16 protein-coding genes are annotated in these 18,697 nt (G+C 61.4%); 4 read left to right on the forward strand and 12 right to left on the reverse strand.

Annotated features, from left to right (window positions below; translation table 11 throughout):
• From pstA to SINAC_RS26570, 12 genes are all read right to left on the reverse strand, one after another.
• The gene (gene pstA / locus SINAC_RS26510) at positions 1-954 is read right to left on the reverse strand and encodes a phosphate ABC transporter permease PstA (RefSeq protein ID WP_015248656.1); all 954 of its coding nucleotides are present in this window, start codon (positions 952-954) and stop codon (positions 1-3) included.
• Positions 951-1,910, reverse strand: coding sequence for a phosphate ABC transporter permease subunit PstC (gene pstC / locus SINAC_RS26515; protein WP_015248657.1), 960 nt, complete (start codon positions 1,908-1,910; stop codon positions 951-953). The genes pstA and pstC overlap by 4 nt, the downstream gene beginning before the upstream one ends.
• A complete protein-coding gene (locus SINAC_RS26520) occupies positions 1,907-2,878 on the reverse strand; it encodes a PstS family phosphate ABC transporter substrate-binding protein (RefSeq protein WP_015248658.1) in 972 nt (323 codons plus the stop codon). The genes pstC and SINAC_RS26520 overlap by 4 nt, the downstream gene beginning before the upstream one ends.
• 113 nt (positions 2,879-2,991) lie before the next feature.
• A complete protein-coding gene (locus SINAC_RS26525) occupies positions 2,992-4,281 on the reverse strand; it encodes a sensor histidine kinase (protein ID WP_015248659.1) in 1,290 nt (429 codons plus the stop codon).
• A gap of 641 nt (positions 4,282-4,922) precedes the next feature.
• Positions 4,923-5,180, reverse strand: a complete 258-nt coding sequence (locus SINAC_RS40225) for a hypothetical protein (protein ID WP_154673812.1) — start codon at positions 5,178-5,180, stop codon at positions 4,923-4,925.
• 180 nt (positions 5,181-5,360) lie between these two features.
• Positions 5,361-6,425 carry a basic secretory protein-like protein gene (locus tag SINAC_RS26540; protein WP_015248660.1) on the reverse strand — a complete coding sequence of 355 codons (1,065 nt, stop codon included), beginning with the start codon at positions 6,423-6,425 and terminating at the stop codon, positions 5,361-5,363.
• Between the two features lie 55 nt (positions 6,426-6,480).
• Complete coding sequence (locus SINAC_RS26545) at positions 6,481-7,917, reverse strand: sulfatase family protein (RefSeq protein ID WP_015248661.1); 1,437 nt, start codon at positions 7,915-7,917, stop codon at positions 6,481-6,483.
• Between the two features lie 440 nt (positions 7,918-8,357).
• A complete protein-coding gene (locus tag SINAC_RS26550; RefSeq protein ID WP_015248663.1) occupies positions 8,358-8,540 on the reverse strand; it encodes a hypothetical protein in 183 nt (60 codons plus the stop codon).
• Between the two features lie 155 nt (positions 8,541-8,695).
• Positions 8,696-9,814, reverse strand: a complete 1,119-nt coding sequence (locus tag SINAC_RS26555) for a DUF1559 family PulG-like putative transporter (RefSeq protein WP_015248664.1) — start codon at positions 9,812-9,814, stop codon at positions 8,696-8,698.
• 623 nt (positions 9,815-10,437) lie between these two features.
• Positions 10,438-12,240, reverse strand: a complete 1,803-nt coding sequence (locus tag SINAC_RS26560; protein WP_015248665.1) for an acyl-CoA dehydrogenase family protein — start codon at positions 12,238-12,240, stop codon at positions 10,438-10,440.
• A gap of 112 nt (positions 12,241-12,352) precedes the next feature.
• Positions 12,353-12,793: a hypothetical protein gene (locus SINAC_RS26565; RefSeq protein ID WP_015248666.1), complete on the reverse strand. Its 441-nt coding sequence runs from the start codon at positions 12,791-12,793 to the stop codon at positions 12,353-12,355.
• A 260-nt stretch (positions 12,794-13,053) separates the two neighbouring features.
• Positions 13,054-14,511 (reverse strand): ammonium transporter, encoded by a 1,458-nt coding sequence (locus tag SINAC_RS26570; protein ID WP_020466833.1) that lies wholly within the window; start codon positions 14,509-14,511, stop codon positions 13,054-13,056.
• 561 nt (positions 14,512-15,072) lie between these two features.
• On the opposite strand from SINAC_RS26570, the gene SINAC_RS26575 reads away from it, so the two are divergent.
• The 4 genes from SINAC_RS26575 (at position 15,073) to SINAC_RS26590 (ending at position 18,598) form a co-directional block, all read left to right on the forward strand.
• The gene (locus SINAC_RS26575; protein ID WP_015248668.1) at positions 15,073-15,675 is read left to right on the forward strand and encodes a tetratricopeptide repeat protein; all 603 of its coding nucleotides are present in this window, start codon (positions 15,073-15,075) and stop codon (positions 15,673-15,675) included.
• 280 nt (positions 15,676-15,955) lie between these two features.
• Positions 15,956-16,855: a 4-(cytidine 5'-diphospho)-2-C-methyl-D-erythritol kinase gene (gene ispE, locus SINAC_RS26580; protein ID WP_015248669.1), complete on the forward strand. Its 900-nt coding sequence runs from the start codon at positions 15,956-15,958 to the stop codon at positions 16,853-16,855.
• A gap of 13 nt (positions 16,856-16,868) precedes the next feature.
• A complete protein-coding gene (locus SINAC_RS26585) occupies positions 16,869-17,507 on the forward strand; it encodes a SpoVG family protein (RefSeq protein ID WP_015248670.1) in 639 nt (212 codons plus the stop codon).
• 131 nt (positions 17,508-17,638) lie between these two features.
• Positions 17,639-18,598, forward strand: coding sequence for an alpha/beta hydrolase (locus SINAC_RS26590; RefSeq protein ID WP_015248671.1), 960 nt, complete (start codon positions 17,639-17,641; stop codon positions 18,596-18,598).
• Positions 18,599-18,697 lie beyond the last annotated feature (99 nt).

Consider the following 18,697-nt stretch of genomic DNA (forward strand, 5'->3'; position numbering starts at 1 on the left):
TTAGCCTCGGCCAGGGCGACCGTACCGGTTGCGGATGACGATGGCCGTGGCATTCATCGTCAGCAGCAGGACGAGTAGGATCAGGATCCCCCCGGCGGTCACGGTCTGGAACTGGATTTTGGGATTCTTCGCGTAATTGTAAATCTCGACCGGCAAGACGGTATAGCGGTCGAACGGGGAATGGGGCAATACGCCGATCGAACCCGCGGCGCCGACCATCAGCAACGGGGCGGTCTCGCCGATCGCGCGAGAGAGTCCCAGGATGGTCCCGGTCAGAATGCCGGGCAAGGCCGCCGGCAAGACGTGATCGCGCACCATCTGCCAACGCGTCGCCCCCAGGGCCAACGCCGCCTGGCGGAGTGAATTCGGCACCGTTCGAAGCGCTTCCTGAGTCGCGATGACGATGACCGGCAGGACAAGCAAGCTCAGTGTCAAGCTCCCGGCCAAGAGTGTGCGACCCATCGCCAGCTCTTTCATGCCGAAGGCCCGTACGAACAGAGCCAGGCCGAGAATCCCGTAGACGATCGAGGGGACTCCCGCCAGGTTGGCGATGTTCGTCTGGATGATCCGTCGGAGCAGACCAGGGGGGGCGTACTCTTCGAGGAAGACCGCGGCACCGACGCCGACCGGGATCGCGAAGACGGCCACCAAGCCCAGCAGCCACATGCTTCCGGCAATCCCGGCCCGGAATCCGGCCAGGGTCGGGTCGCTCGACTGCGGCTTACTGGCCAGCCCCCAGAGGAGCTCGAACAAGCTGCGGGTGTTGCTTCCGATCGCGTACCAGGGCTCAGCGCCGGGACGCCGAAGTGCCGCTGCGATCACCGCGCCGAGCACCACCGAGAGCACGACCACGCCGGTCAAGGTGGCGAGAAAGCAGGCCACACCGAAGATCGGACCCAGCAAACGCCGGGTTCGACGGTGGGGGGCATACAAAGACGACCCCGGCACGCTCATTGGTAGACCTCGCGATACCGACGCAAAACCAATCCCGAAACGATGTTGAGAGTTAACGTGATGGCAAAGAGGACCATGCCCACCGCAAACAAGGAGAGATATTTCGGCGAGCCATACGAGGCTTCACCGTTGGTGACGGCCACGATGTAGGTGGTCATCGTTTCGATCGAAGTCAGCGGGTTGAGGCTGATCTGCGGGCGCATCCCGGCGGCCAGCACGACGGCCATCGTTTCTCCAATGGCCCGGCTGAGTGCCAGGATGAACGACGCCACCACGCCGGAGAGGGCAGCGGGCACGACGATCCGGGTCGAGACCTCGAACTTGGTCGCCCCCAGCCCATAGCCCGCCTCACGAAGTCCTCGGGGGACGGCCGAGAGCACATCCTCGCTGAGCGATGAAACCATCGGGATAATCATGACCCCCACCACGATGCAGGCGCTGAGGGCGTTGAACGTCTCGACGCGAATGCCCAAGGGCTCGAAGATCGCCTTGAGGACAGGGGTCACGACCAGCAACGCGAGATAGCCGTAGACGATCGTTGGGATTCCGGCCAGAAGCTCGAGAGTCGGCTTGAGGATTGCGCGTAGGCCCCGAGGGGCGTACTCGCTCAGGTAGATTGCGCTCAGCAGGCCGACCGGCAGGGCGATGATCGTCGAACCAGCCGCGACGACAAAGGTTCCCCAGACGAGGGGGAGGATTCCATACTTCGGTGAGCGGGCGTCCGGTTTCAGTTCGGTGCCGGTGAGAAAATCGACCAGGCCCACCCCCGACTTTCGGAAGAACTCAGCGGTTTCGAGACCAAGGACGACGATGATCCCAGCGGTCGTCAGCACTGTGACCGTAGCGCAGAAGAGCAGGAATAACGAGACACCCGACTCGCGGACAGCGCGGAGCTTGGAACTGCCCGACCAAAGTTCGTCATCAGCGTCAGCCGGTTTCGGGATGGTCGCGCTCACGCTGCGTCCTTCGCGGTAGGTGTCGAGACGTCTCCATCGGCCGGCAGTGCCTTCCGGTTCGCCTCTCGTTCCTCAGCGGTCGGAGGGACGTATCCCCCTTTTGTCGCCAGCTCCACAATGTTCTCGAGATAATACTTCAGGAACCCGAGTACGGCGGGGCGTCGCATCGACGAATTCTTGACGTAGATGAAAAGAGGTCTCGAGAGGGGCTTGTAGCTCTGGTCCAGGATCGTGGCCTCGGAAGGCAAGACCGGAGCGTCGTCGGCTCCATTCTGGATCGGGATCGCGCGAAGTTTGTTGGAATTGGCTTCAAAGTAGGCATGGCCGAAATAGCCGAGTCCGTCGACGTCGCCCGCCACGCCATTGACCAGGGTGTTATCGTCGGAGCTGGGCTGGACGTCGTCTCGTTGCTGCTTCTTCTTGCCGACGATCGCCTCGGTGAAGTACTCGAACGTACCTGAATCATTATCGGGGCTGTAGAACACGATCTTTCGCGCCGGCCACGACGGATCAACATCCTTCCAGGTTGTGATCTTGCTACCTGGTTCCCAAATCGCTTTCAACTGGGCGACGGTCAGCGACTTCACGAACTGGTTCTCGGGATTGACGACCAGGGTGATTCCGTCGGTGCCGACGTTGAAGCGGGTCCACGGGATCCCTTGCGCCTTGGCCTTGGCTTCCTCGTCAGGGTTCGCCGGTCGCGAGGCGTCGATGATGTCGATCTCACCGTTCAGGTAGTGGCCGAACCCGCCCCCGGTGCCGTGATTGTCGACCACCACGGTGACCTTGGGATTGATCGCGCTATACCCTTCACGGGCAGCCTCGCTGATCCGAAAGACGGTGCTCGAGCCGTCGATGTCGACCGTGGCGGAGGCGCCGGAGGAGCTCCCGCCGACTCGCCCGCAACCCCCAACAATCGTGGCGATCAGTGTCGCCGCCAGCAATCTCGCACTCCGCTCGTGTCGCATTGCGATCGTTTCCTCAGCGTATGGAACGGCCTCAGCCGTTGAGTTTAACGACCATGTGTGAAGATTGTGTGAGGATGCTTCGGAATCACGGCATCAATCTTTGGGAAATGGGGTCAAATCCGAGCATCGAGCGGCCGGAACCGGGGGAGTCGGACGGTAAAACAGCTTCCTGCGCCCAGTCGACTGACGACTGTGACCTGCCCGTCGATCGACTGGACCAGGTGCTTGACGATCGAGAGGCCGAGCCCGGTGCCACCGAGTTCTCGGCTCCTCGCTTTATCGACCCGGTAGAACCGCTCGAACACTCGGGCCAGCTCATCGCGGGGAATTCCGATGCCCGAGTCGGCGACTTCGACGGCGATGGCGTCGTCCGTCTGGCGGCACGAGACGCGAACCGACCCGCCTTCGTGAGTGTACTTGATCGCGTTGTCGACCAGGTTGTCGAGGATCTGCCGGATCGCTTCCTCGTCGGCCTTGACCTCGCTCTGCTCGTCGAGCTCCCCGAGTTCAAGGCTGAGTTGCAGCCCCTTGGCGTCCGCGCGGTCGCGATGCGAGTTGAGACAGGCCACGATGACCGGGGCGAGCGGGAGCGGTCCGTGCTCGAAGACCTCCTGGCCCGTCTCCAGCCGGGCCAGGCTTAGCATGTCGAGAATGAGCTGGTTCAAGCGTTCGGCCTGCTCATCGATCCGCTCGAGGAAGCGGACGTTGACAGTCTCGTCCTTGAGCGCCCAGTCGAGCAGCGTTTCGGTATACGCCTTGATCGAGGCCAGCGGTGTTTTCAGCTCATGGGAAGCGTTGGCCACGAAGTCCTGCCGCATTCGTTCCAGCCTGCGCAATTCGGTCACGTCGTGGAAGACGAGCACAGCCCCCGGCGGCGGGCCGGGGAGGGGGGTTCCATAGACCGCCAGGATCCGCGAATGGATCCGGAGGACCGATTCGCGGGTGGCCAGGGTCACTTCCCCTTGATACGGATTCGGGCTGGAAAGCGTTGCTTCCACGGCCCCTTGAACTTGCGTGCTGCGGATCAGTTCAGGAATGAGCCGGCCCACTGAATCGGCATCGATCCCGAAGAGTTGATTGGCGCTGGCGTTGGCGAACAGGAGCCGGCGCCTCGCATCGATCGCGATGACCCCCTCGGACATCCCCCCGAGCACGGCGCGGAGCTGCTGCCTGTCCTGTTCCTGGAGCGCAATTCGCGCTTCAAGTTTCGGGGCAACGATGTTGAACAAATGAGCGAGCGGCCCGGCCAGGCACGAATAGCTCGTGGCAATCGGCCGTGTCGGCCGGCCGTTGCCGAGCGCGGCCACGCCTCGTTCGAGCTTAGCGAGCGTCCGCCGTGACCGAAGCAGGATAAAGGTGACGATCGCCAAGGCGATCGCCAGCACAACACAAACCAGAACCATATCCCCTCCAGCCCTTGCTTTCAGGTCCGCCGCGAAGAGTATCAACGGCGATCGAGCCTGGGTCAAGCAACGGAGGAACACAGGAACATTTTAGAGGGGGCCGACTGGCCTCGGGAATCCTCTGGGATTCCGGTCGACTCCCTCTGATCTCGGACGGCTTGGGGGGGGGACACTCGGGTCGCTCGCATCCGGGTGAAAGGCCCAAATACATGGGGCAAACGGTCGTCCATTCACTTGAACCAACCGGTACTACGCGTCCCACCTTGGGTCGCTCTCTCCCTCATCCCAGCTCAGGTTCTCTCCATCATGTCTCGAGCCGAGCCAAACTCGCGAGCGCGACGTCCCCGATCGACCAACCGGGCCGCTTTCCGGTTATAATGGCTCGGCGACGTCTTCCAAGGCCAATGCTCTCCCGGGTGGGATATGACTCTCCCTCGGTTCCGGCTCCCAACCTTGATGATCGTTGTGGCCGTCACGGCCCTCGCTCTGACGGCCGAGGTCACTCGTCGGCGGATGGCTCGACTTTCCTCGGAATATCGAGCCCGGGTCGCGGATTGGGAACAAAGAGCGCTCGGTGCAGACTTACGTGCGATGAGGGTCAATCAACCATACTTTCCACTCGAAACAGGGCTAGAAAAGCCTTACTTGCGAGAGGCTGAGTACAGCAGAGCGATGATGGCGAAGTACAACTCGGCGGCGAAATCGCCCTGGCTCCCGGTTCCACCCGATCCTTCGTTGTCGAAGTGGTCGGCAAGCCACCCCTGATTGCCTTCGCTGTCGTGTCTGCCGCCCGCGCCGAGCTGGCGGTGGCGATGGGAGATGAGGCACGTGCCCGATCCGCGCGGGCTGAGTTGGGGCGGCTCACGCTCTCTGACGAAGATCGCGTGCGTTACCAACACGAGCTACTGGCGGCCGACGAGCTTGAGCGGACCAAAGGGGAGCAAAAGCGTGTGCTTGCTGGTGTTTTCCGTTCACCTTGGAGATTGGGATATTCTTGGTTGTTGATTCAGGCTGTGCAGGCCGGATAAAGTTGTGCCCGTAAAACGCTCATCCGGATTGCGAAACTCAGAGTTCACCTATCAACGCTTGAGCGATTCTCGCCACTCTTCATCAAGCTCCTGAACCGTCTTGCCGGTCAGTTCCTTGAAAAGGTCTTCCTTGTAGGTCCCCTCGCGCATGTGCACGTTAAGTTTGGAAATCAGCGATTTGTCATACTTGTCCGTCACGTAAGCGAGAAACGCGGCGGTCGTGCGATAGCTGCCGTCATAACGCGCCCGCTTTGCGTTGATCGGGCCGATCTTGCCGGGTTCGAAAAGGAAGAAGCGAATGTAGTCGGCCACACCCTCGACCAGCCAGCCCGGGTTTTTGCGGCTCCGATAGCGCTGGATGATGTGGACGGTTTCGTGGATCATGGCGCCGACGTCGTCAGGATGGGCCTTGAAGAATTTGGTCGAACCGAGGATGTTGCCTCCGCCGGCCTCAGCAACACCGTTGTAGGATGAGCTGATACGCATCTTGATGTAATTCGCTGGTTTGTATCCGTCGCTCTTGAGCGCCTCGTTCAACCTGGGATACCAGAGCTCGCAGAGCCGGGCGACCTTGTCGGCCCATTCTTTCATTTCGGGCGAGTCTGAGCAGTCCACCGCGATTTCGACAGGGTACTCGAAGACGGCAACCGGTGGATCGGACGCGATCGTGAACTCGCGGACCGCCAGCGGATGGTCCTGGACCGATGTCGGCTTGATTCGAATGGCCCGAATCGGCTTGGCGTGCAGTTCCTCGCGAGCCTCGCCATTGGCGAACTTCGCCAATTCGGTGAATGTCTCGCCATCGGTTGAGACTTCAAGCACCCCTGTTTCGAGTTTGCCGGCGCTTTCTGGGCCAGGCTGGCCCGTGATCACGGCGATCGATTTGACGGACACCGGTTGCTCGAAGACCAGGGTGAAATGGTCGGAGACGCTGGGGTTTTCCTTCGAGGCGAAGAAGGTCTCGGCGTCGCCGTCAAAGGCAAACTGGCGGATCTGCTTTGACCCGGTTTCCAGCGTCGTCTCGACGACTGCGGCCACCGATTCGCCGCGCGCGATGGCTGGTAGGAATAAGACAGTGGGAACGAACGCAAAAGCGAGTCGGAGAGGACGTCGCATCAATGGTCTCCTGTGTATCAATTGGGGCGCGCTGAAAATGGACTTCGTTGACCTATCAGAGTTTGCCGGCAGGTCTGACGTTCTTGCCCTGACGATTCGTGGCGGAATCGCCGAGGTCTTCGCGAGCGGCGTCGGCCAGGCGGGAGAGTCGCTCGACCACTTCGGGATGTTGCGTGGCGAGGTCGGACTGTTCGCCAGGGTCGGACTGCAAGTCGTAGAGACTGAGTCCGATCTCTCGATCTTGATACGGGGCCGGCTTACCGTCCGCGCCCGGTGCGCCGGCGAGACTGCGGTATTTGTGAGGGAAGTGAAGCTTCCAGCGGCCCGAACGGATGGCCTGGAGTTCTTGGCCCCAGTAGAAGGGGAAGGCTTCGTGAGGACTCTTGGCGTCGGGTTGGGCGAGGAGCAGGGGCGTGATGGTTCGGCCATCAATGGGGCGGTCGCCGGAGCGGTCAGCCCCCGCGAGTTCAGCGAAGGTCGGGAGCAGGTCGATGGTCATGGCGGGTTCGCGGCAGATGGATCCAGCGGGGATCTTGCCCGGCCAGCGGGCGACAAAGGGCTCACGGATGCCCCCTTCGAAGGAGGTCCCTTTGCCTTCCCGGAACGGTCCGGCGGAGCCGGCATGGTTGCCGTACGAGAGCCAGGGGCCGTTGTCGGATGTGAAAACGACCAGGGTTTTCTGGTCGAGGCCTTGCTCTTCGAGCGTCGCCAGGATTCGGCCGACCGACCCGTCGATTGCTTCGATCACGTCGCCGAACAGGCCGCGACTCGTGCGACCAGACTCCTTGTCGGAGACGTGGAGCGGGACGTGGGGCATGCTGTGCGCGAGGTAGAGGAAGAAGGGGCGGTCCTTGTTCTCCTTGATAAAACCGACGGCCCGGTCGGCGTACCAGGTCGTCAGGTTCTTCTGGTCCGGATTGGTCGCGATCACCTTCTCGCCTTCGATCAAAGGGAGATCGGGAAAGGACTTGTTTGTGGGATGCTTCGGCCACATATCGTTGGAGTAAGGGAGGCCGAAGTATTGGTCGAAGCCGTGCCGGGTTGGGAGAAACTTATCGTGATGGCCGAGGTGCCACTTGCCGTAGATTGCGGTGGCGTAGTCGCGCCTCTTGAGGACCTCGGCGATCGTGGACTCACCCTCGGCGATCCCGATTTTCGAGGCGGGGCCGAGCGCTCCAAGGATTCCGACCCGGTTGGGATAGCAGCCGGTCAAAAGCGCGGTGCGCGACGCGGAACAGACCGCCTGAGGCACGTAGAAGTCGGTGAAGCGAATGCCTTCGGTGGCGAGCCGGTCGATGTTCGGAGTGGTGTAGCCCTTGGCGCCGAAGCAGCCGATGTCCGCGTAACCAAGGTCGTCGGCAAAGACGACGACGATGTTCGGTGGCTGCACCGCCCCGGCCGGTTCGACTGCGCCTGTGGCCGTGGATCCGTGGATCAAAGTTGCCGTGACGGCGAACAAGGCCAACACACGTTGAGTGCTTGATGCGGACATGCCCTACAAACTCCTCATGGATGCGACCGAAGGCCGAGAGCCTGACTCAGGCATTATTGCTGACCAGAGGCGCAAGCACCATGAGGAAGGTTTGAGGAGGGCGGTTGGGGGGAGGATCAGAGCGGTTTCCTATTCGGATTACACACCGCTGGGTAGCTGCGTGTAGCGAGGTGCGTGAGAATGCGATAATGGCTTTATGCAATTGGAGAAAGGGCCGCTCGCGGGTTTCCCAACGCATGGGACTCGCGGGCTATGGGACGCTCAGCATCTGGTTTCGATTCCGAGGCGAGCAGGGAGCTGATGCTCCCCCTCGCCTGGAAGAAATCCCAACGGGCGGTCTGCCGCAATGGGGAAGAGCCCTTGGTGGGGCAAGAGAGTGGCAATGACGTGTTCAGATTCTCGCGGAGGGAATTGGACGCAACGTCACCGAGATCGGCTTTTTACTTCTTGGGTGTGCGGTTGCCCTTGGCGCTTTGCATCGCCTCTTTTTCCATCGCCTTGATCTGGTCCGGCGTCGGAGCGTAGGGCGACTTTTCGATTGGCGCGGAAGTGTCGTTGCCACCGCAACCCGAGATCATGGCGGCGAGGACAACTCCAGTCATACCGATCCGGAAAATCCGCATGGAAAACCTCTCGCTGTTATGTGAATCGCTTACTGTCCACGGCAGGCACCCAATGGGTGCCTGCAACGGCCGAAAACGCCCGGACCGCCACATGGCAATCCGGGCCTCTCGGTTTTAAAGTTGGAAGACTGATGGGGGGGAGAGATGAACCTGCGTTAGTACGAGTCGCTGCTGAGAACCTCGCCGCCGTTCCGGGTGCCGAGGGCCCACCATGTCTGGACGTTGACCGTATCCTTGATGAAGCGGACCGAGCCGTCTGCCATCGCCATGTTCACACCACCGGAGTGCCTGCTGCTCGGCGGCATGGCGTCGACCACGTTCCCCCAGCCACCGGTGTTTCCGTCGGCGCTGTTGAAACATCCATTCCCGTTGGGGGTCATCCAGTGGTTGTAGGAATCCCAGATCACGACTGAACCGGCATGGCCGGCGAGCCAAGCGTTGCCGCCGCCCGGTGGGAGGTTACCGTAGCCGGCTGTGGAACCGGGTAGGTTTTTGCAGGTATTGTAGAACTGTAGGGCGCTGGCACTGGCAGACACACCCTGATCTTGCGGCAGGGTCATGCCGGTGGGGAACAAGTAGGTCGAGCGGCGCTGGGTGCTGGAAATCGTGATCGTATTCGCCACCGGCCCCGTTCCGAGCAAGATCTCGCTGAAGAGCGCCGTATTCGAACTCCCGTCGGTCACCGATTCGACGCCGAAGGAGCCGCAATTGAAGTTCGCTCCTCCGGAGGTATAACCCGGATTGTTCCCGGGATCGCTTCTCATGATGACGAAGGGACCGGTCCACGCGCTGATGGCGGCCGGGCCGCCGATGTTCGCCACGTAGCTCTTCCAGCCTTGCGCAATCGTGGGGATTTTCGAATCCTCGGACGGGCACATCATGAACCCGACCTTCGTTCGAATTCCGGTCGTGTTCTGTCTGGTTGTCTCGCCCCAAGCCCCTGCGGCGAGAGAGAAGTTGATGGAGTTATAGATCGCCTGTTGTTCCATTTGCCCCAGGATTGCCGCCGTCCAATCCAGTTGCCAGGGATCCCCCAAGGCGTCAAAAGCGGCCTTGGAATAGTTTTCGACTACGGGGGGGAATGCGTTGTTCTGCGAAAGGTAATTGTGCACGCCCAACCCCAACTGCTTGAGGTTGTTCGTGCATTGGGCTCTGCGCGCGGCCTCACGGGCAGCTTGAACGGCCGGCAAGAGCAAGGCAATCAACACGGCAATAATGGCGATTACGACGAGTAGTTCGATGAGCGTGAATGCACGACGACCTCGTTGGATCACGAGTGAATCCTTTCGAATGCTGGGCAAAGGAAGGGCTGAATGCGCACGACGTTCTTCCACATGCTCATCGGCAGTGGTGTAACAAAGCGACGGTAGCAATATAGAAACTAAGCGTCAAGGAGGTCCTTATTGGTTCGCGTGAAATCAAGAATCCTCAAATACGATCTTGGTACAGTTACGAGCTTGTTTGTCCATGACTTTTGTCGTTGGTATAAAATAAGGCACCTTGGCCCAGCTCTGAATCACACCAAAACGGTGATTCAGGTCGCGAGGCCGGGGATCCGATCCCCGCTCATTTTCGACAGGGGGGGAGACTTTGGGGGGGGAGGTTGGGGGCAATCTGCAACTGGTCGATGAGAAATAAGTTGTGGAGGATCGTGGCGATCAGATGGCGGCCCGTGATTCTGCCGACCCCGGCGCTGAGTCGTCGCGGTTAGTGAGGCTGTTGCCGGCCGGCAAGAATGTTTGTAGGGTGAGCATGGCTCACCAAATCTTGGGGAGATCTGGTGCGTCGTGCCCGCCCTACAGGAGTCGGATTGACTGCGCATTGATTTGTCCTTAAAGCCGTTGTCTGTTTGAGTAGCCCACCGCCATGGAGATGGGGCACCCGAGCGAACCTCCTCTTAACCTTCGCTCAGCTCGCGCACGATGGCATTCGCTGTCTGGGTGGTGAGATGGTCATCATTGTTGTCGAGGTCGAGAAGGGCCTGGTCGAACCTGCGATTCGCCATTCGCAAGTAGAGGAGTGCCGCGTCCCGATTGGCCGGTGACACCGACTCGGTCTCCAACTCGCGATCGAGCCGAGCCAGGGTACAGGCTGAGGTCATTAACGCAATCGCGGCATCGGCGATCCGCTCTTGGAGATACTCGGCCTCGAGAATCGCCTCGCGATGTCTGATCAGAGTTCGTTCGATCGCCCAGGCGAACCGGGTCACGCGGCGAGCGAGGGCATCGGCGGCGCGGCGGAGCAGGGGCGAGGTGACCGGGATCGCTGGTGGGTGCGCCATGCGCACCAACCGTTCTCGGCCGAATCGCCAGAGGGTCGGTACGAACCGGGTCGGTCGCTTCAGCCCCTCGAGGGTCGCTTTAAACCCTTCGCCGATGTCGCGCATCCCGACCAGGGCAATGAAGGCCTTCAGGACTTCGTTGGCCCCCTCGCCGATCGTGTTGATTCGGGCGTCGCGCATCATCCGCTCATAGGGCTCGTCGCAAAAATAGCCCTGGCCGCCGTGGACTTGCAGGGTCTCGTACGAACCTTGCCAGAGCATCTCGGTAGAGAAGACCTTGAGGATTGCGGTTTCGAGCATGTAGTCCTCGTCCCCCCGATCGATCAAGGCGGCGGTCTCGTAGGTTGTGGCCTCCATGGCGTAGGCCGTCGCGGCGAGGAAGGCTAGTTTTTTCTTGATCAACTCGAGGTCAGCCAGCGGCCGGCCGAATTGTTTGCGGCGGGCGGCGTGCCGGGTCGCGGCGGCCAGATAGGTCTTGGCCGCCCCGGTGCAGCTGGCGCCGAAGGTGGTTCGGCCGAAGTCGAGTACGGTGAGAGCCACCTTCAGCCCTTTTCCCAAGGGGCCGAGGATGTTCGAGGCCGGGACCGGCATGTCGTGGAAGGCCAGGCGGGCGGTCGCTGTCCCTCGGATTCCGCATTTGGGCATCCTCGCTTCGACCACCTCGAATCCGGGGAGGTCGGGCGTGACGAGGAAAGCGGTGACCTTCGAGTCACCCCCTTTCGGGTCGGGTGTGCGGGCCATGACTGTCAGGACATCGGCGATCGCGCCGTTGGTGATGTAGCGCTTGGTGCCGGTCAGCCGATAGGTCTTGCCGTCCTCGCTGGGAATGGCCACAGTCTGGACGTTGCTCGCGTCTGACCCTGCCTCTTTTTCGGTCAGTGCGAAGGCTGCAAGCTTCTCGCCACTGGTCAAGGGGGGGAGCCACTTTGCTTTTTGCTCGGCGGTGCCGAAGAGCAGAAGAGCGCGGATCCCGATCGAGTGGTGTGCATTGACGAAAACGGCTGTCGAGGAGCAGTGCCCCCCGATCACCTCCATGATTCGGCAGTAGCCCAGTTGGCTGAAGCCGCGTCCTCCAAACTCCCCCGGCGCGGTCATGCCCAGTACGCCGAGCTTCGCCAGGCCCTCGATCACACTCGCGGGAATATCCGCATCGCGATCGATGGCCGCTGCGTCGATGCTCGAATCGGCGAAGCGACGGACCGCCGCGACCGCGTCATTCACCCGGCTCTGATCGGCTTTCGGGAGCTCGGGGTAGGGAAAGACGACCTCCTTGCGGAACTCCCCCCGAAACAGGGCCTTGGCGAATCCCCCTCGCGATGGTTCCGAGAAGAGAAGTTCTTCCGCCTGCTGGACCTGCTTCGCGCGAAGCGGATCCTGCAAGGGTGAACCGTGAGCGCGGTCGGATGCTGTGGCGGACATAACGACCTCCTCGGCGTTGTGGGTCGGTCGTCGCACCGACCGGTCGAAAATAGCTTGGAGGGGAACCCCGAGGGAATTCTACCCTGACAACGCCGTGAAGAAAGGTATTGTGTCAGTCCTTGGTCGTCGCTCTACCGGAATTCGGCTTGGCGGGCTGATCGTTGCGGGCGATCTGGGCGAAGGAGAATAAGGGGCTAGCGTCTTTGCCAATCCAGTAAGCGAAGATGGCGCCGACGCCAAGCATGAGCTGAGTGATCGGCTTCAGGTCGAAGAAGTGAACGACCAGGTATTGGAACCCGCCATCGGCTCGAAACGGGTAAAAACGCCACTCCGTATAAAGGCCCAGAATGAGCGCCGCGATTCCGCAAACGATCCCGCGAGTATGCGAACGGTGCTGTGCAAGCAGACAGCACCCAAGCCCCATCATGGCTCCGGGAATCATCAGGCCGTAGAGGTTTTGGCTCACCAGCCATTGAAAGAGAGCGTAGCCGAGTGCGGCTCCGAGCGCAGCCCCGACGAGACCGAGGAGGTTGCTAGCGACTCTACCGATCATAGACGATCTCCCTGTCCTTAGGTCGGCGGCCCGTTATTCTATGGAATTTATCGAAGCCAGTCATTTTTACAATGGTAGAAGCGGCAATCGCGATCGGGAAGGGGTAAAAAAAGTGGCATGCAGGGCTGACTAAGTTTCGAAACCGATTTCGATGGAATTTCGATATGGCTGGGGACATTGTCCAAACGAAAGTCCCTCCGGCCAGGTCGTTGAACGCCCGGACGGAGGGACTCGGTTGGCCAATGAGCTTCGGCGGTCACTCAGACGGTGACGGAATACTCGACCGGGACCGCTTTCTTGATCGCGACGGCCGGGTGGACCTGGTCGGGCAGACCGCCCAGGAACTCGCCAGCGCCCATGATATAGCCCCGTTCGCCGTGCTGGGTCAGGTCCAGGCCGATCTCTTCCTCTTCCTCGGTGACGCGAAGCCCGACCAGGGCGTCGACCAGCTTCAGGATGCCGAAGGTGACGATGAAGCTGTAGGTCGCGGCGGCGGCCACGGAGAGGACCTGTGCGGTCAGCAGGCTCGCGTTGCCGTAGAACAGGCCGGCGGGGTTGGCGCTGATGCCCGCCTTGGCCAGGAAGCCGATTGCGACGGCACCGAAGATGCCACCGACGCCATGGACACCGAAGACGTCGAGCGAGTCGTCATACCCGAGTTTGCTCTTCAAGAGGATCGCGCTGTAGCAGACGCCGCAGACGAGCAGGCCGATGATCAAGGCTCCCAAGGGGGTGACGAAGCCAGCGGCGGGCGTGATCGCGACCAGGCCGGCAACGGCCCCGGTGCAGGTCCCCAGAACGGTGGCCTTCCCCTTATGGAGATACTCGATCAATGACCAGCTCACGGTGGCCGCTGCGGCGGCCGTATTCGTGTTCACGAAGGCGGCGACCGCCGAGGCGTTGGCCGCCAGGGCACTGCCGGCGTTGAACCCGAACCAGCCGAACCAGAGGATCCCGGTCCCGATCGCGGTCATGGTGAGGTTGTGGGGGTGCATATCCTCGTTCCCCAAACCTTTTCGCTTGCCCATGACCAGCACGCAGCAGAGGGCCGCGATCCCGGAGATGATGTGGACGACCAGGCCGCCGGCAAAGTCGAGAGCACCCAGGCCCTTGATCCAACCGTTGGGGCTCCAGACCCAGTGGCAGACCGGGTCGTAGACGAAGGTGGCCCAGAGCAGGGTGAACAGGATGTAGGCCGAGAATTTCATCCGCTCGGCGAACGCCCCTGAGATCAAGGCCGGGGTGATCACGGCGAACATGAGCTGAAAGACCATGAAGAGCTGGTGCGGAATCGTGGCGGCATAGTCGGCGTTGGGAGCGAAGCCCACATTGTTGAGCCCGACATAATCGAGGCCGCCGATCAGGCCATGGTAGACGTCGGGGCTGAACGCGAGACTGTAACCGAAGAGGACCCACTGGAGCGCGACCACGCCCAGCAGGACAAAGCTTTGCTGGAAGGTGGCGAGGACGTTCTTACGTCGGACCATCCCCCCATAGAAGAGGCCGAGCCCGGGAGTCATCAGCATCACCAAGGCGGCGCTGACCATCACGAACGCCGTATCCGCCCCATTGATTTCGGGAACGGCTGCCGACGCTGCCTCCTCCGCGTTCGCCCAGGCCGGCAATCCCAACAACCCGAGGGCGGAGAGTGCCCCCGCCACGACTGCACGCTGCCCCTTGGTCATCGTCGAAGTCTCCGCGTAGGTTGGAACGCTCATTCTCCCACCATCCCCGGAAATCCAGGGATAACGCCCCGAAGCCGTTCACGCCCTCGGTCTCGTTACGCGTCGCATCCTCTCTTCAAGAGAATGGGCGTGGCGTTTTATTAGGAGCGGAATTGATGAGCTAGGCACGACCCTGACTCGATCATGGGCAGCACTATTTGCAGATTGAGTGCCAGAGCCAAAAAAGATTGGAAAATTGGATCTTAAGTCATTTTGTGGAAAAGGGTTAAGATTGTAAATCCGAGGTGGCGGCTCACGGGTGTCAAATCAGTGTCTGCCTTGGATCTGCGCGAGGCTGCCGAAAAGATGTGCTAGCTCTGTGAGCTTGGTTGAGGAAGGAGCACAGGCTTTCAAGAATGAGGAATTTCCTCATTGAGGATCGTGATTGGTTTCGAGGCGAACGGTTCCAATGATGGGTCATGGGGGATTGGGTTCGGCTCCTTTTGGGACTGCGGCGAGGACTCCGCGCCTGGGGTGGGGGACGATATGCTGGAGTCCTTAGTGGCGGAATGATCGACCAGACGCAGGTGCAGGGCGAAGGGGCAAGGGGCAACGATGTCGGATCAAGGGGCAGGGGAGAGTCGACCGCCGAAGCAACCTGGCGGACCGGGTCAGGGGGGGCACAAGCCTGGCAAGGGGGGGGCGGCTCCGAAGAAACGCGGGGGCCTTCGCTTGAAACGTCTTCTCGGGGGCGAGGGGCAGGATTTTGAACTCGACCATCCCAAGTGTGTGATTGAGATGGAGCTCGACTTTGAGGAGGGGATCGAGCTCCGCAAGGCCGGCGATCCCGAGGCGGCCCGCGATGCGCTGCGGTATGCCTTGCAGGGGTGCGGCGACAATATGTGGGTTCACGTCGCGCTGGGGCGAATTGCGCTCGAGGACTTCAAGGATCCGACGCTGGCCCGGGGGCACTTCGGCTACGCCTTCGAGTTGGCCGAGCGGGCCTTTCCGCCTGGTTTTCACGGGCGGCTCCCGCAACATCGAGATGCCAATCGCCCGTTCTACGATGCGATCGACGGTCTGATCGAGTGCTATGAGGCGCTGAGCAAGCCGGGCGAGGCGCGCTCACTCCGCGACTTTGCCGAGGCCCTGATCTCAGGCCGTCGGGCCGGCCCGTCGGGCCCTCATCGCGGTCCCGGAAAGCCGAGGAAGAACTAAAGAGGTTGGCGGCGGCCTGCTCCCGGTCGCGCCGGTAGGGTCGCCGGTTGCCGGGATCTTTCGACTTTAAGGATTTTTCGGCTTGCCACGATTTCTAGAACGGGATAGAAGATCCGCAGTTCGAGACGGATGCGGTTGGAGTCGCTCCGAAGCCCCTTTCGGTGGAAACGCCGATTGACGAAACTCAGGACAGGTCAATGAGTTTCCGTAGCGACAACGTTCCGAATCAATGGCCTCATCTTGATTTTGCCACGACGGCCGAACTCTGGACAAAAGTTCAATGATCGTCCGTCCTATCGACGGTGGCGTGGAAGTCCTCGCCCCGGCGAAGTTGAACCTGTTTCTGGAAATCTTGGGCCGCAGGCCCGACGGCTACCACGAGATCGAATCGATTATGGTTGCCGTGGACCTGTATGACACCTTGATCTTGACCGACGACCCTTCGGGGACGATCACGCTCCGCTGTGATGATCCGACCCTTCCGACTGGCCGCGACAACTTGGTTGTCAAGGCAGCCGAGCGTCTTCGGGAGCGATCGGGCTGCCCTCACGGGGCGTCGATCGAGCTTCGCAAGGCCATCCCGGCGCAAGCTGGACTGGCAGGCGGCTCGAGTGACGCGGCCGCCACTCTGGTGGCCCTAGACCGGCTCTGGAATCTGCGGACACCCCCCGGGCTCATGGATGCCTTGGCCGGGGAGATTGGCAGTGATGTGGCGTTCTTCCGGAAGAGTCCGGCCGCCATTTGCCGAGGCCGAGGTGAGCAAGTGGAAGCCTTGACTCTGACCAGGCCGCTCCACTTTGTCTTGGTCTGTCCGCCGGTTGGGATGAGCACGGCCGACGTGTACCGAAATCTGACCCTGCCCGAACGGCCCAGGCCGATCGGGCCGGTGGTCGAATCGCTGGTCGGAGACCGACCGGCTGCCCTGGGACAGAGCCTATTCAACCGGCTCCAACCCGTCGCCGAGACGCTCGCTCCCGCATTGACGCGGGTCCGTGACGCCCTGGCGAGCCTTGGCCCGTTACTTGACGGGCACCTAATGAGCGGGAGCGGCTCAGCCTACTTTGGGCTCGGCCGCAACCAAGGCGCGGCACACGCCGCCGCCCAGCACCTTGAAACGCTCGGACTAGGACGAGTCCGGGTCGTATCCTGCGGCCCTAGAGCAGCAGAGAACGCCTCGTAAAGGAGTACCGGCTGTGGAGATCACCGAAGTCCGCATCAAGCTCATGGAAGACAACTCGGGCAGCAACGAGCGGTTGCAAGCCTTTTGTAGCATCACCTTCGATGATATGTTCGTCATTCGTGACCTCAAGATCATCGAGGGTGCTAAGGGCTTCTTCGTCGCCATGCCTTCCCGCAAGTTGACCGATCGTTGCCACCACTGCGGAACGAAGAACCACTTGCGGAGCCGGTTCTGTAACCAGTGCGGCAGTCGTTTGGATGAGAATCGAGCCATCCGCGACGCCGACGGCCGCGCCAAACTGCACGCCGACATCGCGCACCCGATCAACTCCATGTGCCGTGAGAAGATCCAAGGCGCTGTCCTTGCCTCCTATGCCGACGAACTCGAACGTGCCAAGATGCCCGGCTACGTTTCGCGTTACGATGACCTTGACGGTGAATACGACGCGCCGCTGGAGACCACCGTGCCGGGCGTCGCCGGTGTCGCGGGCGAGCCGCCACTGCGACGCGGTCCGCTCCGTGGTCACACCCAGCACACCCGGGGCAACCAGTCGGTGCTTCGCGGACCCCACGTCCCCCCTCGCAAAGAGAGCTCGGTCGAGGGCGTTGGATCCGACCGCGAGTCCGGCCAGGGCTTCGCCAGCGGACTCTGAGCGCACCACGCCGCATCGCTCGGACGTAACGAACAACCGAGCGAGCGACACGCTCCGCTGACCCGATCCCGACCAGCCACGGCGCCATTCCGCGCCGTGGCTTTCGTTTCGTGATATCGGGAGCTTTCCCAATGTTGGTAGAATCGGTCTTCATGAAAACGACCGAAGCAGAGACCTCTTCTGATCCTGAGAGTCGCGGCCCCAAGCGGCCAACCCGTCCCACTGGCTGGATCGGGAGAATTCGCTGTCTCTTCTGCCTCCCCATCACGATCTACATCGGTGTGGGCGTTATGCTCTTCGCAATCCAGGTTGACCTGATCTTCCCGGGCGCCAAGCGCCAGGGTGATCCCTCCACCCTCGTCAAAGCACGTCCCGACGAAAAAATCGTCACGCTGACCACCGCGCACGATGACCGCGTCGTCGCCCTCTTCGCCCCGGCTCAGACTGCCGACGGAAAACCCCATCCGAACGCGGCTGCTTGCCCGAGCCTCATCTACTTTTATGGCAATGCGATGTGCCTGAGCGAGGCCGTCGACCAGGTCGAGCATTTCCGACGGCTTGGCGTCAACGTGCTCACCCCTGACTACGTCGGTTATGGAATGAGCGGGGGCAAGGCTTCCGAGGCTGGCTGCCAGGCCACGGCTGATGCCGTGCTCGCTCACCTGAAAGGCCGGAAGGATGTCGACCCCACCAAGATCATCGCCGCCGGCTGGTCGCTCGGTGGGGCGGTCGCCCTCGACCTGGCCTCGCGCGGGAAGGTCGCGGGGGTCATCTCCTTCTGCACCTTCACCAGCATGGCCGAGATGGCCAGGCGCAATCTTCCGTTGCTCCCTGCCTCACTCCTCTTGAGGCACCGGTTCGATAACGAATCGAAGATCGCCAAGGTGACCTGCCCAATCCTGATCGGGCACGGTCGGCGCGATACACTGATTCCTCACTCGATGTCCGACCGCCTGGCCGAAGCCGCGCGAGCCCCCGTCATGAGATTTACGGTGGAAGAAGCTGGTCACAACGACTTCTTCGCCACAGGCGGCGATCAAGTCCTCGACGCGATGCGGACTTTCATTGCACCCTACGTGCGCACCGAGTGACGGCGGGCCGTCGAGTTTGAGCTTATTCCGCTCGATTTCCAAGTTAAGCAGGGAGCAGATCGCTCCCTGCTTTTTGCTTTACTTTAACGCGACGTCACA

Source organism: Singulisphaera acidiphila DSM 18658 (assembly GCF_000242455.2).
Taxonomy (GTDB): Bacteria; Planctomycetota; Planctomycetia; order Isosphaerales; family Isosphaeraceae; genus Singulisphaera; species Singulisphaera acidiphila.